Here is a 19,791-nt window from a genome sequence, read left to right as displayed (position 1 = left end):
CAAAAGTACGATTTTTAATACACGAAATATTAAATTTCTATTTTAAAAATTACTCGTTATTTAGATTCTGGCCCAGATCGATACGCAATAGGCGAAGCAAGCTTTTCCATTGGTTTTTCTTTCTCCTCAAACAACAGCTTAATATTTTCATAAGAGTTCGTCAAAGCCTCTTTAATCTGTTCAGGATTTAACCACGCCACTTTTTCGATTCCTTCTTCAATCTGCCCGTGTGGCGTTCCTTCAAAATCAGAAAACATTTCGAACCAATGTGTGATTTTAAGTTTGTATTTTCCGTTACGTTTAAAGATATGATAGGTTTTTTGAAGTTTACTCGTAATACGAAGCTTGTTTACCCCTGTCTCCTCCTCTACCTCACGCATAGCCGTCGCTTCAATGTCTTCCCCTTTTTCGATGCCGCCTTTTGGCAGGTCCCATTTTCCGTTTCTAAAGATAAATAAAACCTCGCCTTTCTTATTATACACAAAGCCTCCGCCCGCTTTATTTACCGGAATTTTGGCCTTAAGGGTTTTCATTATTTCACTTTCGTCGGGATGATATAAAATGGCTTTTTGAATTTTATTTTGAAAAATTTTAACTATAAGCTGTTCGATATCAATACTCTCCAACAAGAACAATTGGAAATCTGTTTCTTTCGAGATTTCATTTGTCAAAAAAAGTGGTTTGTCGTTTACAAAAACTTTATACATTTGTACTATGATTTTTAATAAAGATACTGCCGAAAAAACAGCTGAATTGCTTTTGCAAATAAATGCAATTAAATTGAATCCAGAAAATCCTTTTACATGGGCTTCTGGATGGAAATCTCCTATTTATTGCGATAATAGGTTAATTCTTTCATTTCCCAGCATTAGAAACTACGTTCGCGACGAGTTTGCGAAGAACATCGAAAAACAATTTGGAAAACCTGATGTTATTGCCGGTGTTGCCACTGGAGCCATTGGAGTTGGGATTTTGGTTGCCGAAAGCCTAGGACTTCCATTCGTATACGTACGTCCGGAACCAAAAAAACACGGAAGACAAAACCAAGTTGAAGGTTTTTTACAAAAAGGACAAAATGTTGTCGTGGTTGAAGATTTAATCAGCACTGGAAAAAGCAGTTTATTAGCTGTAGAAGCTTTAAGAAACGAAGGTGCCAACATTAAAGGAATGGCTGCCGTTTTTACTTATGGTTTTGGCGTTGCCGAAGAAAACTTCAAAGAAGCCAATGTTGATTTATTCACATTAAGCAACTACGAAAATCTTTTAGATTTAGCCGTTCAAAAACAATACATTACAGAAGACCAGCAGTCTACATTACAAGAATGGAGCGTAAGCCCATCGACTTGGGGACAGGAATAAAATTGTTGATTGTTGATTGTTGATTGTTGATTGTTGATTGTTGATTGTTGATTGTTGATTGTTGATTGTCTAAAAAATCGCTGCGCTCTTTTTGGATTTTGGAGTTTATTTAAAGTTTCAACTTTGCGAACTTTGCGCAATTATACATAACTTAGTAAAAAACCTTGCGCCCTTTGCGGTTAAATAAAAATTAAAAAATATTATATGAACTTAGAAAGTCCAAAAGTTACTGTTCAGAAATCAGCACAGGATTTATTCGATCAATTGACTGATGTTAAGAATTTTGAAAAATTAATGCCGGATAACATTGCAAAATTTGAGGTTACTGGCGAAGACTCTTTTATTTTTGGATTGAAAGGCATGCCGGAAATCAAATTAAAAATGAAAGACAAAACAGCTCCAAACAAAATCGTTCTGGGTGCTGCAAGTGATAAACTTCCGTTTACTTTAACATCAAACATCGACAGCGTTTCTGACTCAGAAAGTGCCGTACAATTGTTCTTCGAAGGCGAATTTAACGCTATGATGGCAATGATGGTTAAAGGTCCAATTGGTAAGTTTATTGAAACTTTAGCAAACAATATGCACAAACTTTAATAATGGTAGATTATTAATTGTGAATTATAAATTGAAATGTCCGAATTTGTCGGGCATTTTTTTTTACCGCAAAGTCTGTAAAGAGTTTTAGTCATAGTTAACAAACAAAGCAGATCTTAGTAAAAAACTCGACAAAAATTAGTGATTTAGATTGTAGAGCTGCTTGCGAAGATCTGCTTCGCCTGTTCGCTATCGCTCGAGTCTCCTTCGTCGAAATGACAAACAAGACGTTTAAACCCTCAACCCAGAACAAAAAACCTTTGCTCCTTTGTTACTTTGCCTCTTTGTAACTCTCAATATAAAGAACTAAAAAACCTCTGCCCCTTTGTTACTTTGTCCCTTTGTTACTCTTAATACAAAGAATAAAAAACCTTTGTCACTTTGTTACTTTGCCACTTTGCCACTTCTCAATAAAGCATCTGAATCTCTTTAATCTCAAACTCAGCAACTGAATCATCTTCAAGTAAAACCTGCAGTTTCCCTACCGGAGAAACACCCTGAATAATCCCCATAAAGTTTGTATTCTGGAGATTTTTAAACGGCATTGGAACTCCTTTTTTGAAAAGTGAATTGAAATAATCTTCCCAAAAAACTGCCGTATTAGTCTGCCACAATTCGATTTTTTCTTTCATTTTTTCAACTATAGAAACAACCAAAGCGTTCTTATCAAAAGTTTTTCCGGAAATTACAGCCAGCGAAGAAGCATTTGGCAGTTCAGTATAATTGGTTTGATTAATATTAAGCCCAATACCGACAACTGACACGATTCTGCCATCACTTTTTAGAGTATTTTCTATAAGTATGCCACCAATTTTCTTATTGTATGACATAATGTCGTTTGGCCATTTTATACATAAATCAGGAATATTTAAAGATTTTAAAACTTCTAAAACAGATAACGAAACGATAATATTCAAGTTAAAAACCTTTTCATTATCAAAAAGAAAATCCTTTACCAATACACTCATAATTAAGTTTTTACCAGTTTCAGATTTCCAAACAGCGCCCATTTGCCCCTTGCCTTTTGTCTGATTTTCAGCCGTTACCACTGTAAAATTCTCCTGTTCATCCTGACTTGACATTGATTTTAGGAAATCATTTGTAGAATCTATGGCATCGAGTTTGATTAGTTTCATTAAATAATTTAAATATCTTAATTTAATATTTTGTTAAGGTTCAAAAATAATCACAAAATTTGGTAACTTTACAAATTCATATAAAATAATTCATGGCGAAAAAGACTATTAATAATGATGTTCTATTGGCGAACATAATCAAAGGGATTGAGGAAGTAAAAGGAAATGATATTGACATTCTTGACTTAAGAGATATAGACACAGCAGTTTGTGACTATTTTGTCATTTGCAACGGTAGCTCAAACACCCAAGTTAACGCCATTGTAAACTCAATTCAAAAAACAGTATCTAAAGACTTAAAAGATAAACCATGGCACGTAGAAGGAACCGATAATGCAGAATGGGTTCTTATGGATTATGTGCATATTGTGGTACATGTTTTCCAAAAACACATTCGTGAATATTACAATATCGAAAGCCTTTGGGGTGACGCCAAAATAACTACAATCGAAAACAAATACTAAAGAAAAATTTTTCTAAATGGCTAAAGATAATAATCCAAATCCGAGTAAATTTAAAATAAGTCCCTGGTTAATATATACCGCAATACTTTTAGTTTTTTTATTTATAAGTTTTGCTACCGGAGGATCTAACTTAAGCGAACCTGCTCAATTGACTTCTTCTAAATTCAATACTTTATTAGAAAAAGGACAAATTGAAAAAGTTATCGTTTATAATAAAGCTGAAGCTGAGGTATATTTAAATGCTGCCGCACTTAAAGACCCAGCTAATAAAAAAGTTGCAAAAGATATTTTTGACAGAGCTAACAAAGGCCCTCACTATACTTTAGAAATTGGTAACGACCAGATTTTTCAAACTAAACTTGAAAAAGCGGTTAACGAAGGAAAATTAAAAGACTTCAATTTCATCCAGAAAAACAACTGGAGCGATATTTTAATCAGCTTACTTCCTATCATCATCATTATTGGTGTATGGATTTTCATTATGCGTAAAATGTCTGGCGGAGGCGCTGGCGGAGGCGGACAGATTTTCAATATCGGAAAATCGAAAGCTAAACTTTTTGATGAAAAAACTGATATCAAAACTACTTTTAAAGATGTAGCTGGTTTAGAAGGTGCAAAAGAAGAAATTCAGGAAATTGTAGAATTCCTTAAAAACCCAGAAAAATATACAAATCTTGGAGGTAAAATTCCTAAAGGAGCTTTACTTGTAGGACCTCCGGGAACTGGTAAAACTTTATTAGCAAAAGCTGTTGCCGGCGAAGCACAAGTGCCTTTCTTCTCGTTATCAGGTTCTGATTTCGTTGAAATGTTTGTGGGAGTTGGAGCATCACGTGTACGTGATTTGTTTAAACAGGCAAAAGAAAAATCTCCTGCTATCATTTTCATCGACGAGATCGATGCAGTTGGTAGAGCAAGAGGAAAAAGCAATATGTCTGGCGGAAACGACGAAAGAGAAAACACTTTGAACCAGTTACTAACAGAAATGGACGGTTTTGGTACAAACTCTAACGTAATTGTTTTAGCTGCAACAAACAGAGCCGACGTTCTTGACAAAGCTTTAATGCGTGCAGGACGTTTTGACAGACAAATTTTTGTTGACTTACCAGACATTCGCGAAAGAGCTGAAATTTTTAAAGTTCACTTAGCTCCTATCAAAAAAGTTGAAGGTCTTGATCTTGATTTCTTAGCTAAACAAACTCCGGGATTCTCTGGTGCTGATATTGCTAACGTTTGTAACGAAGCTGCACTTATCGCGGCTCGTAATAACAAACCTGCTGTAGACAAACAAGATTTTCTTGATGCTGTTGACAGAATTATTGGCGGTCTTGAAAAGAAAAACAAAATCATTACTCCAGAAGAGAAAAGAGCAATTGCAATTCACGAAGCAGGTCACGCAACTGTAAGCTGGATGTTAGAGCACGCTGCACCGCTTATTAAAGTAACAATTGTTCCTCGCGGACAAAGTTTAGGAGCTGCATGGTATTTACCAGAAGAAAGACAAATCGTAAGAACAGACCAAATGCTGGACGAAATGTGTGCAACTATGGGCGGAAGAGCTGCAGAAAAAGTAACTTTTGACAGAATTTCAACTGGTGCATTAAGCGATTTAGAAAAAGTAACGCGTCAGGCTCGTGCAATGGTAACTATTTACGGTTTAAATGATAAAATTGGAAACGTTACTTATTATGATTCAACAGGACAAAGCGAATATAATTTCTCTAAACCTTATTCTGATGAAACAGCAAAAATTATTGATGCTGAAATTTCAGAATTAATTGAAGGCCAATACCAGAGAGCTATTGAAATTCTTGAAGAAAACAAAGATAAATTAAATCAGCTTGCTGATATCTTAATCGAAAAAGAAGTAATCTTTAAAGATGATCTTGAAACAATTTTCGGAAAACGTACCTGGGATAAAAATTTAGAAGAGGTCGTTTCGTAAATTACTCAATAAATATGTAATATTTTTTAAAATCTTAATTCAAAACAGGCTTTTGAATTAAGATTTTTTTATCTTTGAACGTTTTCAATTAACATGTAAAGTATTTCATATAAAAAATGAATTTTTTTAAAAAAATATTTGGTTCCGGCGAATCTGCTTCTGACGAAGAGCACGAAAGTGAATACGCAGGAACTCCTGTCCCGAATAGTCATTTATCTTTAGACGAACAATTCATTTTCAACTTTAAGAAAAATGGCGGTAAATTTTTGTATTGTGAAAACACGCAGGAAGTTGCAGAACAATTCGAAAATATTCTAGAAGAAAACGACTGGTTTGAAAACGAAGTTTTATGCTACGAGTCGGCTCTTTTTCATTTACTCGAAGAAAACAAATTATTTTACATTGCTCCTTCTCATCCAAAATTTTTATTGGCAAGCTGCGAAAATTTAATTGCAGACGAAGGTTCTATTTTGTTTTCATCTAAACAAATCAGACAAAACAAACCAAACGATTTACCGGCAAATATTGTAATTATTGCTACAACAAGCCAGATTCTCCCAATGAAAAGCGATGGCTTAAGCGCCATAAAACGCAAATACGATAGAGATATCCCAACTAATATCACTACAATAAAATATTTCGAAAAAGCAAAAGAAGAAGATTTTACGCAGTACGGAAGTGTTGCCAAAAACCTTTATTTACTGCTCTTAGAAGATCTTTAAGATGAACGAAACGCTTAAGAGAACCATTTCTGGTGCTGTTTATATTGCTCTGTTGTTAACTTCAATCCTGTTTTCTACTGAGAGCTTCATCCTTCTTTTTGGTATTTTTCTAATCATTACTATTTATGAGTTTTCGAATATCGTAAACCTGAATAAGGTCTTCTCTATTTTATTTGGCACTTTACTGTACAGCATTGTAATTCTCATAAGTCATTACAACAAACAAACTGCTGCTTATCTAAACCAGACATTTCAATCGAATATAAGTTTAGAAACCAATATTCAGCAATTAGACCTTGTATTATTAGCAATTACACTTGTAGTATCTATTAAATGCATCATATTCTTATTTTATGATTCAGTTCAAAAAGTAAGCATCTCTTCAAAATACTTATACCTTTTAGGATATATTACACTTCCATTTATTTTTATTGTCAAAATTTCCTTTGGAACCAACGATTATAATCCGAAAATTATTTTAGGACTGTTTGTTCTAATCTGGACAAACGACACTTTTGCTTATTTAGTTGGAAAATCTATGGGAAAACACAAATTATTTGAACGTGTTTCTCCTAAAAAAACGATAGAAGGATTTGTAGGCGGAATGATTTTCGCAGCTTTTGCAGGCTTTTTAATTTCAAAATTTTACATACAGCCTAATCCGGCTTTTAGCAGCAAATCAATCTTAATATGGACCATTATTGCTTTAATCGTGAGTATTTTTGGAACGATTGGCGATTTGATCGAATCAAAATTTAAAAGAATTGCCGGCGTAAAAGACAGCGGCTCAATTATGCCCGGACACGGAGGTATACTAGATCGATTAGATAGTGTTATATTTGTAGCACCAATTATATTTTTATTTTATCAAATTTTATATTATGTTTCATAAAGAAGGAGGCCCGTCTATTTTATTAGGTGTAATTTTCACTGTTGTTGTGGTTTTATTAGCTGACCAGTTTATTGATATCTATTGGCTGCAAAAACTAGTGCAGATTTTTGCTTTAGTAATTTTAATTATCATTCTGCAATTTTTTAGAAATCCTAAAAGAATCGCTGTCAGAAATATCGAGCATGTTCTTGCTCCGGTAGATGGAAAAGTTGTAGTTATTGAAGAAGTTTACGAAGGTGAATATTTTAAAGATAAACGTTTACAGGTTTCTATCTTTATGTCGCCAATCAACGTTCACGTTACACGTTATGCGATGGACGGAATTATAAAATTCAGTAAATATCATCCTGGAAAATTTTTGGTTGCATGGCACCCAAAAGCCAGCGAAGAAAATGAAAGAACGACTGTAGTTATCGAAAATGATACTTTTGGCGCTATTCTTTACAGACAAATTGCAGGAGCTTTGGCACGACGAATTGTAAATTATGCTAAAGAAGGAATGCAGGTTGTACAAGGAACTGATGCAGGATTTATTAAATTTGGATCGAGAGTAGATTTATTTTTACCTTTAGGTACACCAATAAATGTTGTTTTAGGACAAAAAGCAATTGGCGGTAAAACTATTATTGCTACAAAAGCATAAATGGCAGACAAAGATTTAGATAAACGTTTTTCTGAGGCTGTAGAGATTGCAATGAATATGACTCAGGCCTCGCTGCCGCAAGATGTGCAGCTAAGACTTTATGCATTTTACAAACAGGCCACTTTTGGAACTGCTGTTTACAATCAGTCGGAGAATTTTGATTTAAGAAATGCTTTTAAAACTAATGCCTGGATGCAGATTAGTCATTTATCGACAGATGAAGCTAAAGAAAATTACATAGAAATTATCAATTCGCTAACATCAAAATAAATTAATATTATGAAGAAAATCATTGTTCTTTTCAGCATTTTACCTTCATTCATATTATTATTTTCCTGCAATGATAATAACAAACTGACTGAAGTTGTAGAAGTTCCTCTTCCGACGAAGGAAGAAAAAATAGTAATTGGGTCACCAAATGATGTAAAAGCAGATCCGGGTTCTTTTGAACTTACCAAACTGCCTTTTGCTTATGACGGACTAAGCCCTGCTTTACGATCTCTTACAATGGAGACGCATTATTCTAAACACTATTTGTCGTATACCAATAATTTTAACAAAGCTATTGTTTCGACTGAGTTTGAAAATATGCCAATTGAGGATATTTTAAAGAAATTAGATCTAAACAATGCAAAACTGCGTCAGAATGCAGGAGGGTATTACAATCATACTCTCTATTTTAATATTCTGACACCAAAAGAGCAGACACCAAAAGATACGCTTTCCGGCTCAATTAATAAAGAATTTGGTTCGTTTAACAATCTTACAACGCAGTTTAAAGGTCAAGCCGAAAAACAATTTGGTTCAGGCTGGGTTTGGTTAGTGGTTGACAGATACGGAAAACTTCAAATTACTACTACCGAAGATCAGGATAACCCGCTGATGAAAAACGCTTTGATTCCGGGAACGCCAATTTTAGGCATCGACTTATGGGAACATGCTTATTATCTGGATTATCAAAACAGAAAAGGAAGTTATATTGATGCTTTTTACGAACATATAAATTGGGAAAAAGTAAACGAATATTATATCGAAGCCCTCAAAAAGGTTAAGAAAGTATAAAACAAAAAAAGCTGATACAAATTGTATCAGCTTTTTTTATATCTCAATTTTTGTTTATTGCAATTCAAAAATAAACGATTCAGAAGGCAGGATTTTTATTCTGGCGCTCCCTTCTCCATTTTTCACAATTAGTTTTACCGAAGTTGTTTTGTACAATTGATCTGTAAGCTGATATTCTCCATCTTTTAAATTCCATTTTAAAATGACATCGACAGGAATCTTTAAATCAAACTCGCTTGTTTTTTCTGAAGAGAAATTAGCTGTAACAATTAACTTTTGGTTTTCAGACCAGCGAACATAAGAATAAATTAATTCGTCGTAACCAGCCGTATTTTGACGGTTAACGGATTGGATTTCCTGAAAACTTCCCATTAAAGCCGAACTTTTTAGAGAAAAATTCAACAATCGTTTATAAAAATCACGCAAAGCTTTTTCAGAATCAGACAATTGTCCGCCGTCAAATTTACCTTCATTCATCCATTTTTGATGACTTGGTACTCCAATATAATCAAAAATCGAAGTTCTGGAACGCGTTCCAAAACCGGCATTTTCATTTCCGGCCTCTCCTACTTCCTGCCCAAAATACACCATCGTTGGCGAACTACTTAAAGTTGTCGAAACAACCATTAAAGGTTTTCCTCTTTCTGGTGTTCCAGCAAATTCCGGCGAAGCCAAACGCTGTTCGTCATGATTGTCTAAAAAATGAAGCATATGATGTTCGATATCCGCCATTCCTTTTTGAATATCTGATAATTCATCAGGAGACGATTTTCCGCGAATGATATCTTTCAATTTGTCGTACGTTTCTACTTTATCATACAAATAATCCATTTTTCCTAAACGAATATAATTGCGATATTCATTAGGATTATAAACTTCTGCGAGTAAAAATGCATCAGGATTTTTCATTTTGACTGCCGAGTTCATATAACTCCAAAACTCATACGGAACCATTTCGGCCATATCGTAACGAAAACCATCAACACCTTTCGCGGTCCAGTACAAAGCGATCGATTTAAACTTTTTCCACGAATCAGGAACATCTTTATCCTGCCAAAAAGCAAAATGTTCTTTGTATGATTTTTGATCAAAACCTGCCGGAAGTTCAGGAAAATCTTTAGTTCCGTCTGGGCGAACGCCGTAATTTACTTTTACGGTTTCATACCAATCGTTTTGATCCGGTTTTACTTTTCGTGAGCCGTTTCCTGTCCATTTTGCCGGATTTTCATCAAAAACACCATCAACAAGAGCATTTTTTTCTCCATTTAATGGAATATCTCCTTCAGGAATTTCAAAATGCGAATTTGGAATATAGTAGAAATTATTATCTCTTTTATATTCAACCGTTATATCATCATCGGCACCAAAATCTTTTACACCTTCAGGATTGTTTTTCCCTTCGTATTTTCTCGCAATATGATTGGGAACAATATCAATAAGCAATTTCAATCCTGCTTTGTGCGTACGTGCAATTAAATCTTCAAATTCCTGAAGTCGGTTTACAGGATTTACAGCCAAATCCGGGTTTACATTGTAATAATCTTTTACGGCATAAGGCGAACCTGCACGTCCTTTTACTACTTCGGGATCGTCATTTGAAATTCCATAAGCTGTATAATCCCGAACCAAAGCGTGATGAGGCACACCAGTGTACCAAATATGAGTTACACCTAAATCTTTAATTTCGTGAAGTGCTTTATCTGTAAAATCATTAAACTTTCCAACTCCGTTTTCCTCAATTGTTCCCCAAGGTTTATTGGTTTTATTTTTATTTCCAAACAAACGGGTAAAAACCTGATAAACTACAACTTTTTGTTCTTTTGAATTTTCCTGTTTTACTTCACTCATTTTTAAATCTTTTGTTTTACAAGCCGAAAACAACATTGTCACAGCTATTCCTGTGGCAACAAATTTACTTTTTATCATATTTTTTAATCTAACTTAACGATATGGAAATGAAAGTTTAATCCAAAACCAATTCTTAAATTTAGTTTATTTTTTAAAACTCAGAATACAGTAAACCTGATTTGTTTTTTCCTGATTCAGAAATCGTGAACTACAACGTAAGAGTTCAGGGTTTTGTTGATAAATTTTAAGGTGCAGAGAAGCAGAGTTTCAAAAGAACAAAGCTTTTTTAAATGTCTTAAAAATGCAAAAAAAATCAATTTCTGCCTTTGAAATTTTACCTCTTTGCGCCTCTAAACCTAAAAATATAAATTAATGCTAATAACAATCTAAGGTTGTATCCTTTTTCATAAATTTGACAAAAATTTAATCACTTGAAGAAATTACTCTTTTTTATATTTTGCGTGCTTGTTTTAAGCGTCCAATCTACTTTTGCGCAAGCAGCAAAACCAGCAAAAACTGCTCCGAAACAGATTCATGTAGAACATGCCGATAATTTTGAACGTAACGAACCTTTGGTGCCGGGTGCAGTGCTTTTGAGCGGTAATGTAAAAGTAGATCACGACGGAATCGTTCTGACATGTAATAAAGCTTATATTTTTGAAGGAGAAAATTATCTAAAAGCTTTTGGAAATGTACAGCTGGTACAAGGTGATACTTTGTTTTTGAACAGTAAATATGCTGAATACAGTGGTAATTTAAAGCAGGCTTTTGCAACCGGAGATGCCGTTATGACTTCTCCTGACGCTACTTTGCAAACAGATACCATTCATTTTGACCGTAATATTCAGCAGGCTTATTATAACACAAAAGGAACAATCGTAAACAAAGAAAATACTTTAGTGAGTAAATCAGGAAGATATTTTGCAGCAGAAAAAAAGTTTCAATTCCTGACTGAAGTTACGATTACAAACCCAAAATATGTTATTAAATCAAATCATTTAGATTATTACAGCAATTCTGGGCATACTTATTTACTTGGTCCATCGACTATTACGAGTAAAGCCAATTATATTTATACCGAAAGAGGTTTTTATGACACTAAGAAGAATCTCGCGCATTTTTTACGGAAATCGTATATAAAATATGATGACAGGCTTATTGAAGGCGATAGTTTATATTACAACCGAAATACCGAATTTGCTTCGGCAACGCGAAATGTAAAAATAACCGATTCTATAAATAAAGGTATCGTAAAAGGGCATTATGCAGAAATTTTCAAACTGAAAGATTCGATGTTTGTTACCAAAAGAGCTGTTGCCATTAATTTAGTTGAAAATGACTCGGTTTACATTCACGGAAAAAAACTGATGGTAACCGGAAAAGAAGGCGAACGAATTTTAAGAGCTTTTAATAATGTTCGTTTCTATAAAACGGATATGAGCGGAAAATGCGATTCGATACATTCAAACTCAAAAACGGCATTAACTAAACTAATTGGAAATCCAATTATCTGGAACGGAGAAAGTCAAATTACCGGAGATATAATGCATTTAATAGGCGATAATAATACTAAGAAATTAGACTCTTTAAAAGTCCTCAATAACACTTTTATAATATCGAAGGATACACTCGGAACAGGTTATAATCAGGTCAAGGGCATCAATTTATTTGGAAAGTTTAAAGAAGGGAAACTCCATGATGTCGACGTTATCAAAAATACCGAAGTCGTCTATTTTATGCGGAACGACGATAATGAACTTATCGGGATTAATAAAAATGTGAGCAGTAAAATCAATTTGATTTTAGAAAATAACCTAATTGAAACTATTACTTTCTTTAATAAAGTTGACGGCGATATTTATCCGGAAACCGATTTGCCTGAAAATGCCCGTAAACTGCGTGGTTTTGTCTGGCGCGGCGATGAAAGAATAAAATCGAAAGATGATATTTTTACAGAAGAAGATAATGAACTGAATGAAAAATTAATAAAAGAAGGCAAAGAACAGGAAGAGAAAAACAAAAATGTTCCGCTGAAAGTAAGGAAAGAAACTTTGAATTACGACAAGAAAAAACCGGCGCCAAAGACAGAAGCAAAAGATAAAAAGAAGTAGTTTTTTTTAGTTTTGAGCCGCAGTCACAGTTTTCAGTTTGTCTAACATTAAGATCTTGCAATTAAAATGTAATCTTAATTTTAAGCTTACAAACCTTGCATAAATCTTTTCGATCTTTGCGGTAGAATTAGTCGCAGTTTTAAGTATTCAGTACAATTTTCATTCTCTGTTTACAGAACCTGAAACAAAAAACCTCAGAACCTTAGTACCTTTGCTACTTTGAACCTTAAAAAAATGAACCCAGATTTTATAAAATACCAGGCACAAACTTCTCCTTATCCTTTAGGAATGGAAGTTTCGCACGCTGTTGGATCTTACATATACGATACAAACAATAAAAAATATTTAGATTTTGTTGCCGGAGTTTCTGCTTGCACGCTAGGGCATCAGCACCCGAGAGTAAATCAGGCAATAAAAGACCAGTTAGACAAATATTCGCATGTAATGGTTTACGGAGAATATTCGCAAAGTCCGGCTGTGCAATATTGCAAATTAATGGCCTCTCTCCTGCCGGAATCTTTAAATAAAACCTATTTAGTCAATTCGGGTACAGAAGCGATAGAAGGTGCTTTAAAACTCGCTAAAAGAACAACAGGACGCAGTCAGCTTATTTCATGTCACAATGCTTATCATGGAAACACAATGGGTTCTATGAGCGTAATGGGATTTGAAGAACGCAAACAAGCTTTTAGACCTTTGCTTCCGGATGTAGATTTTATTACTTTTAACAACGAAGCCGATCTTGAAAAAATAACAACCAGAACCGCAGCAATTCTTCTTGAAACCATTCAGGGAGGTGCCGGATTTATTCAGCCGGAAAATAACTTTCTGCAAAAAGTCCGCAAGCGTTGTGATGAAGTTGGAGCCTTGATGATTGTTGATGAAATTCAGCCGGGTTTTGGAAGAACAGGAAAGCTTTTTGGTTTTCAAAACTATGATGTTATTCCAGATATTGTGGTTATGGGAAAAGGTATGGGAGGCGGTATGCCGGTTGGAGCTTTTACAGCTTCGGCAGAAAAAATGGACCTTTTAACAGAAAATCCAAAATTAGGTCATATAACCACTTTTGGAGGCCATCCTGTCATTGCGTCAGCTTGCCTGGCTACTTTGCAGGAATTAACTGAAACAAATTTAATGAACGAAGCGCTGGAAAAGGAAAAACTGTTCAGATCGCTTTTGGTACATCCTTTGATAAAAGAAGTTAGAGGAAAAGGATTAATGCTGGCCGCAATGACCGAAACAGCAGATATAACCAATGAAGTGATTTTAAATTGTCAAGATAAAGGTTTAATACTGTTCTGGCTTTTGTTTGAAGGATGTGCAATTCGAATAACACCGCCATTAACCATTTCCGAAGAAGAAATAAAGGAAGGCTGTTCTATAATTTTAGAAGTTATGGACGAAATAATGAGAAAACAGCAAGCTTAATATCAACCAAATTAATCTTTTAAAAATCAAAAGATTAAATCTAAAAACAGAATAAAAATTCTGTCCTTATTGTTAATTAAATTGTTCAAAACAATTAATTTGCCTTCCCCGCATCAATAATATGGTTGCCTAAATTTATAACAGGCTAATTTCAAATAAAACAAAGTATGCAATTAAGCAACGAAGAAGAAGATTATAACCTATCCTTATCAAAATTTGAGTCGATGTTAAAAACTAACAAAGTACTCTTTTTTGATTCTGAAGAATTTGAAGAAATTATTCTTCATTATTTAGATATAGGCAAGGCTAATTTAGCAAAAAAGGCCTTAAAACTTGCATTAGATCAGCATCCAAAATCTACGGGCTTAAAATTAGTACAAGTAGAAATGCTGGTTTACGAAGACAAACTTGAAATCGCTGAGAAGCTTTTAAACGAGTTGTATGCAATTGAACCTAACAACGAGGAAATTTATATCCAGAAAGCCAATATCTGTTCTAAAAGAGATCAACACGAAAAAGCTGTAGAATTACTTAAAATTGCTCTGCAGTATACAGATGATTATGCTGACGTGTACAACTTAATTGGAATGGAATATCTTTTTATGGATAATCTTGAACTGGCAAAGGAAAGCTTCATTAAATGTCTTGAAGAAGATTTTGAAGATCAATCTGCCTTATATAACGTAGTGTATTGTTTTGAGTTTTTAGATCAAAACAAAGAGGCTATTGTATATTTAAACGACTACATTAACAAAAATCCTTACAGCGAAATTGCCTGGCATCAGCTTGGCAGACTTCACTATGGAGTAAAAGAATATGAGGAAGCGATACGTGCTTTTGATTACGCAACTTTAATTGATGATGAATTTTTGGGCGCTTTTATGGAAAAAGCAAAAGCTTATGAGCGTCTTAAAAAATACAATGAAGCAATTGAAAGTTATAATCGTACAATCGAATTAGACGACGCAACATCTTATGCTTTACTTCGTATAGGAAAATGTTATGAAAAACTGGGAAATGCCGTAAAAGCACTTCAATATTACAACCAGACTGTTCACGAAGACCCGCTTTTAGATAAAGGCTGGATCGCAATTACTGATTTCCATGTTCGCCAGAAAAACTTTCAAAAAGCCTTATTTTTTGTCAATAAAGCATTAGCAATTGACAATCAAAACCGTTTGTATTGGAAACGTTATGCAACGATCAACAAACAAATGAACTTTTTTGAAGAGGCTGAATTTGGATACAGAAAAGCAGTAGAATTTGGAGATTATGCGCTTGATACCTGGTTATACTGGGTTGATATACTGCAGTTTTTAGGAGAATTTGAAAGTGCTATTCAAACCTTATTACAAGCTTCAGAATATTTTCCGGAAGAAAACGAAATCGAATATCGTTTAGCAGGACTATATTTCATGATTCAGGACAATACAAAAGCAAAATTCCACTTAAGTAATGGTTTGCGTTTAAACTTTGATAATTATATCCTTATCGAAGATTTATTCCCTGTAGTATGGACAAAAAAGACAGTTAGAAATTATATCGAAAAACACAGAAAATAAGAATGATTGGAGTTTTAAAGAGAAGATTTGGCTTATTGGGCCGTAATATTAGTTACTCATTTTCAAAAGGTTATTTTACAGAAAAATTTAACGATGAAATTTTCGCCGGCAACAGCTACGAAAACTTCGATATTTCTGAAATCAGCCATTTTACCGGATTATTGAAAAACAATCCTGATTTGAAAGGTTTAAATGTTACAATTCCATACAAAGAGCAAATTATTCCTTTTCTAGATAAACTTTCAAAAAAAGCGGCTTTAATTGGTGCTGTAAATACTATTAAATTTACCAAAAACGGAAAATTAAAAGGCTACAACACCGATTATTACGGTTTTAAAAAATCATTAAAACCATTATTGGAGCCACACCATAAAAAAGCTTTGATTTTAGGAACCGGAGGCGCTTCAAAAGGTGTTGCTTTTGCGCTTGATGAACTTGATATTCCATACACTTTTGTTTCAAGAGAAGCCAAAGAAAATATTATCGATTATAATTTAATCAACGCAACAACTTTTGATAATTTTCAAATTATCATTAACTGTACTCCTGTTGGCACAAGTCCTAACGTAGAAGCCTGTCCGGATCTGCCTTATGAGTTTTTTACAGAAAAACATATTGCTTACGATTTGATTTACAATCCTGCAGAAACTCAATTTCTAAAAAATGCAAAAGAAAGAGGCGCAGTAATCAAAAACGGATACGATATGCTTATTTTTCAGGCAGAGAAAGCCTGGAAGATCTGGAACAAATAAAAAAGCTGATTTTCAATAAGTTAAAGTAATTTTCGTAAATTAGTCTACTCATTTGTAGATAGTTATGAAAATATTACAATTTTACTTCTGCATAATTTTTCTTTTTTCATCTGCTGTTAAAGCACAAGATACTATTCAATACAATAATCCATTTTCAGAAGCCAGATATCATTATTTTCTAAAAACTATTTTATTTTTTAATGAGTATTTAGATACTGAAAATGGATCATACAATACTACTCAATTACGCGTTTCCTTTATCCAATAGGAAATAAAGCCTGGAACCTTCGTTTTGATCTTCCTTTAATATCTGCAAATACTAATTCTGATAATAAAACCGGAATTGGCGACGTCAGCGCCGGGATAAGTTTTATTCCGTATATGGAAAGAAATAACGGCATTGCTTTGAGAGCAAGAGTTGTTTCAAATTCAGCCTCTGATCCCAGTTTTGGAAGTGGAAAATGGGTTTTTATTCCCACCGTTTTTTATGGCCGTTATTTACAATCAAAAAAGTATTTATGGATTTCGTCTCTTGAGTACCAAACAAGTTTTGCGGGTTCAAGCAGCCGAAATGATATAAATGTAACGGCATTTGAAAATGTTATTCTATGGTTTTTTGGAAGAAACTGGATTGCTGTCGATGCTGCATTTCGGTATAATAACACTGTAAAAGGATATCAAAACAATGCATTTTTAGAATTTGGAAGAAAAATTACTCCGGATAATTTAATTTACATTCATCCCAGCATTGCATTTGGAGGCCAAAAAACATACAATTACGGATTAGAGGCAGGAATTTTGATTTTATTCTAAGCAGAAAATCAGAAAAACGTTCAAAAAACATGATTTTATTTTAGTTAATTACTAAAAAATGTAATGATTTGAAATTTCTATTTCTTCTAAAAAAGGGATAAAATTTTATATATCTATATGCATTATTCTATTATGAATAAGAATTTTATCGTAAAATACTGCATAAACAAACGATTTATTTTGTAGTTAGAAACACCTTTACTATCTTTCGCACTGTTTAAAGTAAAAACCTTATACATTTAAAAATGTTAGAAGAAAAGAATGATAACCTGCAAGAAGCAGACGGAAAATCAGGAATCGAAATAAGCGATTCTACGCAAAGTAATGCAATTGAAAACTCAGATTCTGAAAAAGCTGAAGCAGCTGTTGAAAACACAGCAGCAGAAACCGTTGAAACAGAACAGCCAGATCATCAAAATGCATTAGATGCCATAACAAATTCAAATGCTGAAGAAAGCGAAGATGAGACACTAAAAGAACGTCATGACATTCCTATGAAGGACTATCATACTTTTTCTTTAGATGCTCTTGTTGATGAACTTAAAAAGCTGATCAATATAGACAAAATTATGTCTGTAAAAGATCATATTGAAGAAATCAAAAAATCATTTTTACTACAATACAATCATTTTTTAGATGAAAAAAGAGATGAATTTAATGCATCTAAAGAAGATCCAAACGAAGAGTTTGAGTATCATTCTCCTTTAAAATCAAAATTTGATGAATATTATAATGTTTTTAGAGAGAAAAGAAATGCACACTTTAAGCATTTACAAACCAATCTAAAATCAAATCTGGAAAACAGACTTGCGATTGTTGAGGAACTAAAAGAACTTATAAATCCGCAGGAAAACATAAAAGATACTCTTAAACATTTTAACGATTTAAGAGAAAGATGGAAAAATGCAGGAGCAATTCCAAAAGACAAGTACAATCACGTTTGGAATAATTATCACTTTCATGTAGAAAATTTCTATGATTATCTGCATTTAGATCGTGAAGCCCGCGATTTAGATTTTAAACACAATCTTGATCAAAAACAAAAAATCATTGCAAGAGTTGAAGAACTTGTAAATGAAACTGATGTAAATAAAGCTTTCCGCGAATTACAAGATTTACACCGTTTATGGAAAGAAGACATTGGTCCGGTTTCAAAAGAACATCGTGATTCTATCTGGAATAAATTCAGCGAACTGACTAAAAAAATCCACGATAAGAGAGAAGTTTTATTTGAAAGCCAAAGAGCTAACGAACAGCAAAATCTTGAGGCTAAAAAAGAAATCATTGCTAAAATTGAGGTTTTAGGAACTGAAAAAGTGAATTCTCATTCTCAATGGCTGGTTCAGATTCAAAAAGTTGAAGCTTTACGAAATGATTTTTTTGCAGCAGGAAAAGTTCCTTCAGAAGTAAACGAAGAAACCTGGGCTGCCTTTAAAACTGCGGTTAGAAATTTCAACGCATTCAAAAACTCGTTTTATAAAGACATCAAAAAAGATCAAAACGATAATTTGAACAAGAAAATGGCTCTTGTTGCAAAAGCTAAAGAATTACAGGAAAGCACTGATTTTGGTTCTACTACTCCAGTAATGAAACAAATTCAGGAAGAATGGAAACAAATTGGACACGTTCCTAAGAAATATTCAGATAAAATCTGGAAAGAGTTTAAAGATGCCTGCAATCATTATTTTGATAAATTAAAAGAACACAAATCAGAAGAAAACGCTGATGAGGTTGCTGCTTTTGATAATAAAAAAGCATATTTAGAGACTTTAAGAGCTTACCAGTTAACTGGAGATCATAAAACAGATCTTGATGCAATTAAACAGCATATTGAAATCTGGAAAGGTTATGGAAAAGTTCCTTTTTCCAGACGTCATATTGAAGGTAAATTCAATAAAATTTTAGATGCTCTTTTTGAAAAACTAAGTTTAAGCAAAAAAGAATCTGAAATGATGCGTTTTACCAACAGAATAGATTCTTTATCTGACAGTAACGATACACGCAAATTAGATAATGAAAAAATCTTTATTATGCGTAAAATTGAAGAAGTACAGAATGAAATTTTCCAATTAGAAAATAACATTCAGTTCTTTACCAACACTAAAAATGCTAAAAAAGAGAATTCAATTGTTACAGAAGTACGCAAAAACATTGCTATTCACAAAGAAAGCCTTGAGGTTTGGAAAGACAAATTGAAACAATTACGAAACTTAGGTCAGGAGTAATTAAAATATAAGAACTGCAGTGAATTTTCATTGCAGTTTTTTTTATGTGTGCATTTTACCGCAAAGTTCGCAAAGCTTTTTATTAATTAGCTTTGCGAACTTTGCGTTTTAATAGAATTCAGCTATAGAAAAAACCTTGCGTACTTTACGGTTAAACCTTCACGCTATTTCAACACCAAACTTAACATTCTAATTAAATTCTATAAAACTATTCTGCAAAATATTGATTATATTT

18 protein-coding genes are annotated in these 19,791 nt (G+C 33.4%); 15 read left to right on the top strand and 3 right to left on the bottom strand.

Going from position 1 to position 19,791, the window contains the following annotated elements:
• Window positions 1–56 precede the first annotated feature (56 nt).
• The gene (locus tag ACTJIW_RS17070) at window positions 57–707 is read right to left on the bottom strand and encodes an NUDIX hydrolase (protein WP_274253051.1); all 651 of its coding nucleotides are present in this window, start codon (window positions 705–707) and stop codon (window positions 57–59) included.
• Between the two features lie 7 nt (window positions 708–714).
• On the opposite strand from ACTJIW_RS17070, the gene pyrE reads away from it, so the two are divergent.
• The gene (gene pyrE, locus ACTJIW_RS17065; RefSeq protein ID WP_012024670.1) at window positions 715–1,359 is read left to right on the top strand and encodes an orotate phosphoribosyltransferase; all 645 of its coding nucleotides are present in this window, start codon (window positions 715–717) and stop codon (window positions 1,357–1,359) included.
• Window positions 1,360–1,563: 204 nt separating this feature from the next.
• Window positions 1,564–1,956, top strand: a complete 393-nt coding sequence (locus ACTJIW_RS17060) for a hypothetical protein (protein ID WP_012024669.1) — start codon at window positions 1,564–1,566, stop codon at window positions 1,954–1,956.
• A gap of 407 nt (window positions 1,957–2,363) precedes the next feature.
• On the opposite strand, the gene ACTJIW_RS17055 is transcribed toward ACTJIW_RS17060, so the two are convergent.
• Window positions 2,364–3,092 (bottom strand): biotin--[acetyl-CoA-carboxylase] ligase, encoded by a 729-nt coding sequence (locus ACTJIW_RS17055; RefSeq protein ID WP_440716061.1) that lies wholly within the window; start codon window positions 3,090–3,092, stop codon window positions 2,364–2,366.
• Window positions 3,093–3,184: 92 nt separating this feature from the next.
• Between ACTJIW_RS17055 and rsfS the strand changes: the two genes are divergently transcribed.
• The 7 genes from rsfS (at window position 3,185) to ACTJIW_RS17020 (ending at window position 8,817) form a co-directional block, all read left to right on the top strand.
• Window positions 3,185–3,556 carry a ribosome silencing factor gene (rsfS, locus tag ACTJIW_RS17050; RefSeq protein ID WP_012024667.1) on the top strand — a complete coding sequence of 124 codons (372 nt, stop codon included), beginning with the start codon at window positions 3,185–3,187 and terminating at the stop codon, window positions 3,554–3,556.
• A 16-nt stretch (window positions 3,557–3,572) separates the two neighbouring features.
• The gene (gene ftsH, locus ACTJIW_RS17045; protein WP_012024666.1) at window positions 3,573–5,498 is read left to right on the top strand and encodes an ATP-dependent zinc metalloprotease FtsH; all 1,926 of its coding nucleotides are present in this window, start codon (window positions 3,573–3,575) and stop codon (window positions 5,496–5,498) included.
• 116 nt (window positions 5,499–5,614) lie between these two features.
• A complete protein-coding gene (locus ACTJIW_RS17040) occupies window positions 5,615–6,220 on the top strand; it encodes a hypothetical protein (protein WP_012024665.1) in 606 nt (201 codons plus the stop codon).
• A 1-nt stretch (window position 6,221) separates the two neighbouring features.
• Complete coding sequence (locus tag ACTJIW_RS17035) at window positions 6,222–7,112, top strand: phosphatidate cytidylyltransferase (RefSeq protein ID WP_012024664.1); 891 nt, start codon at window positions 6,222–6,224, stop codon at window positions 7,110–7,112.
• The gene (locus ACTJIW_RS17030; RefSeq protein ID WP_012024663.1) at window positions 7,102–7,755 is read left to right on the top strand and encodes a phosphatidylserine decarboxylase family protein; all 654 of its coding nucleotides are present in this window, start codon (window positions 7,102–7,104) and stop codon (window positions 7,753–7,755) included. Before ACTJIW_RS17035 ends, ACTJIW_RS17030 begins: the two co-directional genes overlap by 11 nt.
• Window positions 7,756–8,025, top strand: coding sequence for an acyl-CoA-binding protein (locus ACTJIW_RS17025; protein WP_012024662.1), 270 nt, complete (start codon window positions 7,756–7,758; stop codon window positions 8,023–8,025).
• Window positions 8,026–8,034: 9 nt separating this feature from the next.
• Complete coding sequence (locus ACTJIW_RS17020; RefSeq protein ID WP_012024661.1) at window positions 8,035–8,817, top strand: superoxide dismutase; 783 nt, start codon at window positions 8,035–8,037, stop codon at window positions 8,815–8,817.
• A 54-nt stretch (window positions 8,818–8,871) separates the two neighbouring features.
• Here the strand turns inward: ACTJIW_RS17020 and ACTJIW_RS17015 are convergent, their stop codons facing one another.
• A complete protein-coding gene (locus tag ACTJIW_RS17015) occupies window positions 8,872–10,743 on the bottom strand; it encodes an alpha-amylase family glycosyl hydrolase (RefSeq protein WP_440716062.1) in 1,872 nt (623 codons plus the stop codon).
• A gap of 353 nt (window positions 10,744–11,096) precedes the next feature.
• Here ACTJIW_RS17015 and ACTJIW_RS17010 point away from each other — a divergent pair, with 353 nt between their 5' ends.
• The 6 genes from ACTJIW_RS17010 (at window position 11,097) to ACTJIW_RS16985 (ending at window position 19,556) form a co-directional block, all read left to right on the top strand.
• Complete coding sequence (locus tag ACTJIW_RS17010) at window positions 11,097–12,776, top strand: OstA-like protein (protein WP_440716063.1); 1,680 nt, start codon at window positions 11,097–11,099, stop codon at window positions 12,774–12,776.
• A 234-nt stretch (window positions 12,777–13,010) separates the two neighbouring features.
• Window positions 13,011–14,204, top strand: coding sequence for an aspartate aminotransferase family protein (locus ACTJIW_RS17005; protein WP_012024657.1), 1,194 nt, complete (start codon window positions 13,011–13,013; stop codon window positions 14,202–14,204).
• A gap of 167 nt (window positions 14,205–14,371) precedes the next feature.
• Window positions 14,372–15,766, top strand: a complete 1,395-nt coding sequence (locus ACTJIW_RS17000; RefSeq protein WP_012024656.1) for a tetratricopeptide repeat protein — start codon at window positions 14,372–14,374, stop codon at window positions 15,764–15,766.
• A gap of 2 nt (window positions 15,767–15,768) precedes the next feature.
• Window positions 15,769–16,518, top strand: a complete 750-nt coding sequence (locus ACTJIW_RS16995; protein ID WP_121361648.1) for a shikimate dehydrogenase family protein — start codon at window positions 15,769–15,771, stop codon at window positions 16,516–16,518.
• A gap of 381 nt (window positions 16,519–16,899) precedes the next feature.
• The gene (locus ACTJIW_RS16990; RefSeq protein WP_440716064.1) at window positions 16,900–17,331 is read left to right on the top strand and encodes a hypothetical protein; all 432 of its coding nucleotides are present in this window, start codon (window positions 16,900–16,902) and stop codon (window positions 17,329–17,331) included.
• Between the two features lie 245 nt (window positions 17,332–17,576).
• The gene (locus ACTJIW_RS16985) at window positions 17,577–19,556 is read left to right on the top strand and encodes a DUF349 domain-containing protein (protein WP_012024653.1); all 1,980 of its coding nucleotides are present in this window, start codon (window positions 17,577–17,579) and stop codon (window positions 19,554–19,556) included.
• The last annotated feature ends 235 nt before the right edge of the window (window positions 19,557–19,791 follow it).

The organism is Flavobacterium sp. 22659, assembly GCF_052044235.1.
Taxonomy (GTDB): domain Bacteria; phylum Bacteroidota; class Bacteroidia; order Flavobacteriales; family Flavobacteriaceae; genus Flavobacterium; species Flavobacterium johnsoniae.
The sequence above is the reverse complement of the archived record's forward strand: the minus strand, read 5'-3'. Positions and strand labels throughout refer to the sequence as shown.

Coding starts and splice junctions, on each gene's coding strand:
- ACTJIW_RS17070 (WP_274253051.1), bottom strand. CDS start 707: ATGTATAAAGTTTTTGTAAACGACAAACCACTTTTTTTGACAAATGAA.
- pyrE (WP_012024670.1), top strand. CDS start 715: ATGATTTTTAATAAAGATACTGCCGAAAAAACAGCTGAATTGCTTTTG.
- ACTJIW_RS17060 (WP_012024669.1), top strand. CDS start 1,564: ATGAACTTAGAAAGTCCAAAAGTTACTGTTCAGAAATCAGCACAGGAT.
- ACTJIW_RS17055 (WP_440716061.1), bottom strand. CDS start 3,092: ATGAAACTAATCAAACTCGATGCCATAGATTCTACAAATGATTTCCTA.
- rsfS (WP_012024667.1), top strand. CDS start 3,185: ATGGCGAAAAAGACTATTAATAATGATGTTCTATTGGCGAACATAATC.
- ftsH (WP_012024666.1), top strand. CDS start 3,573: ATGGCTAAAGATAATAATCCAAATCCGAGTAAATTTAAAATAAGTCCC.
- ACTJIW_RS17040 (WP_012024665.1), top strand. CDS start 5,615: ATGAATTTTTTTAAAAAAATATTTGGTTCCGGCGAATCTGCTTCTGAC.
- ACTJIW_RS17035 (WP_012024664.1), top strand. CDS start 6,222: ATGAACGAAACGCTTAAGAGAACCATTTCTGGTGCTGTTTATATTGCT.
- ACTJIW_RS17030 (WP_012024663.1), top strand. CDS start 7,102: ATGTTTCATAAAGAAGGAGGCCCGTCTATTTTATTAGGTGTAATTTTC.
- ACTJIW_RS17025 (WP_012024662.1), top strand. CDS start 7,756: ATGGCAGACAAAGATTTAGATAAACGTTTTTCTGAGGCTGTAGAGATT.
- ACTJIW_RS17020 (WP_012024661.1), top strand. CDS start 8,035: ATGAAGAAAATCATTGTTCTTTTCAGCATTTTACCTTCATTCATATTA.
- ACTJIW_RS17015 (WP_440716062.1), bottom strand. CDS start 10,743: ATGATAAAAAGTAAATTTGTTGCCACAGGAATAGCTGTGACAATGTTG.
- ACTJIW_RS17005 (WP_012024657.1), top strand. CDS start 13,011: ATGAACCCAGATTTTATAAAATACCAGGCACAAACTTCTCCTTATCCT.
- ACTJIW_RS17000 (WP_012024656.1), top strand. CDS start 14,372: ATGCAATTAAGCAACGAAGAAGAAGATTATAACCTATCCTTATCAAAA.
- ACTJIW_RS16995 (WP_121361648.1), top strand. CDS start 15,769: ATGATTGGAGTTTTAAAGAGAAGATTTGGCTTATTGGGCCGTAATATT.
- ACTJIW_RS16990 (WP_440716064.1), top strand. CDS start 16,900: ATGGAAAGAAATAACGGCATTGCTTTGAGAGCAAGAGTTGTTTCAAAT.
- ACTJIW_RS16985 (WP_012024653.1), top strand. CDS start 17,577: ATGTTAGAAGAAAAGAATGATAACCTGCAAGAAGCAGACGGAAAATCA.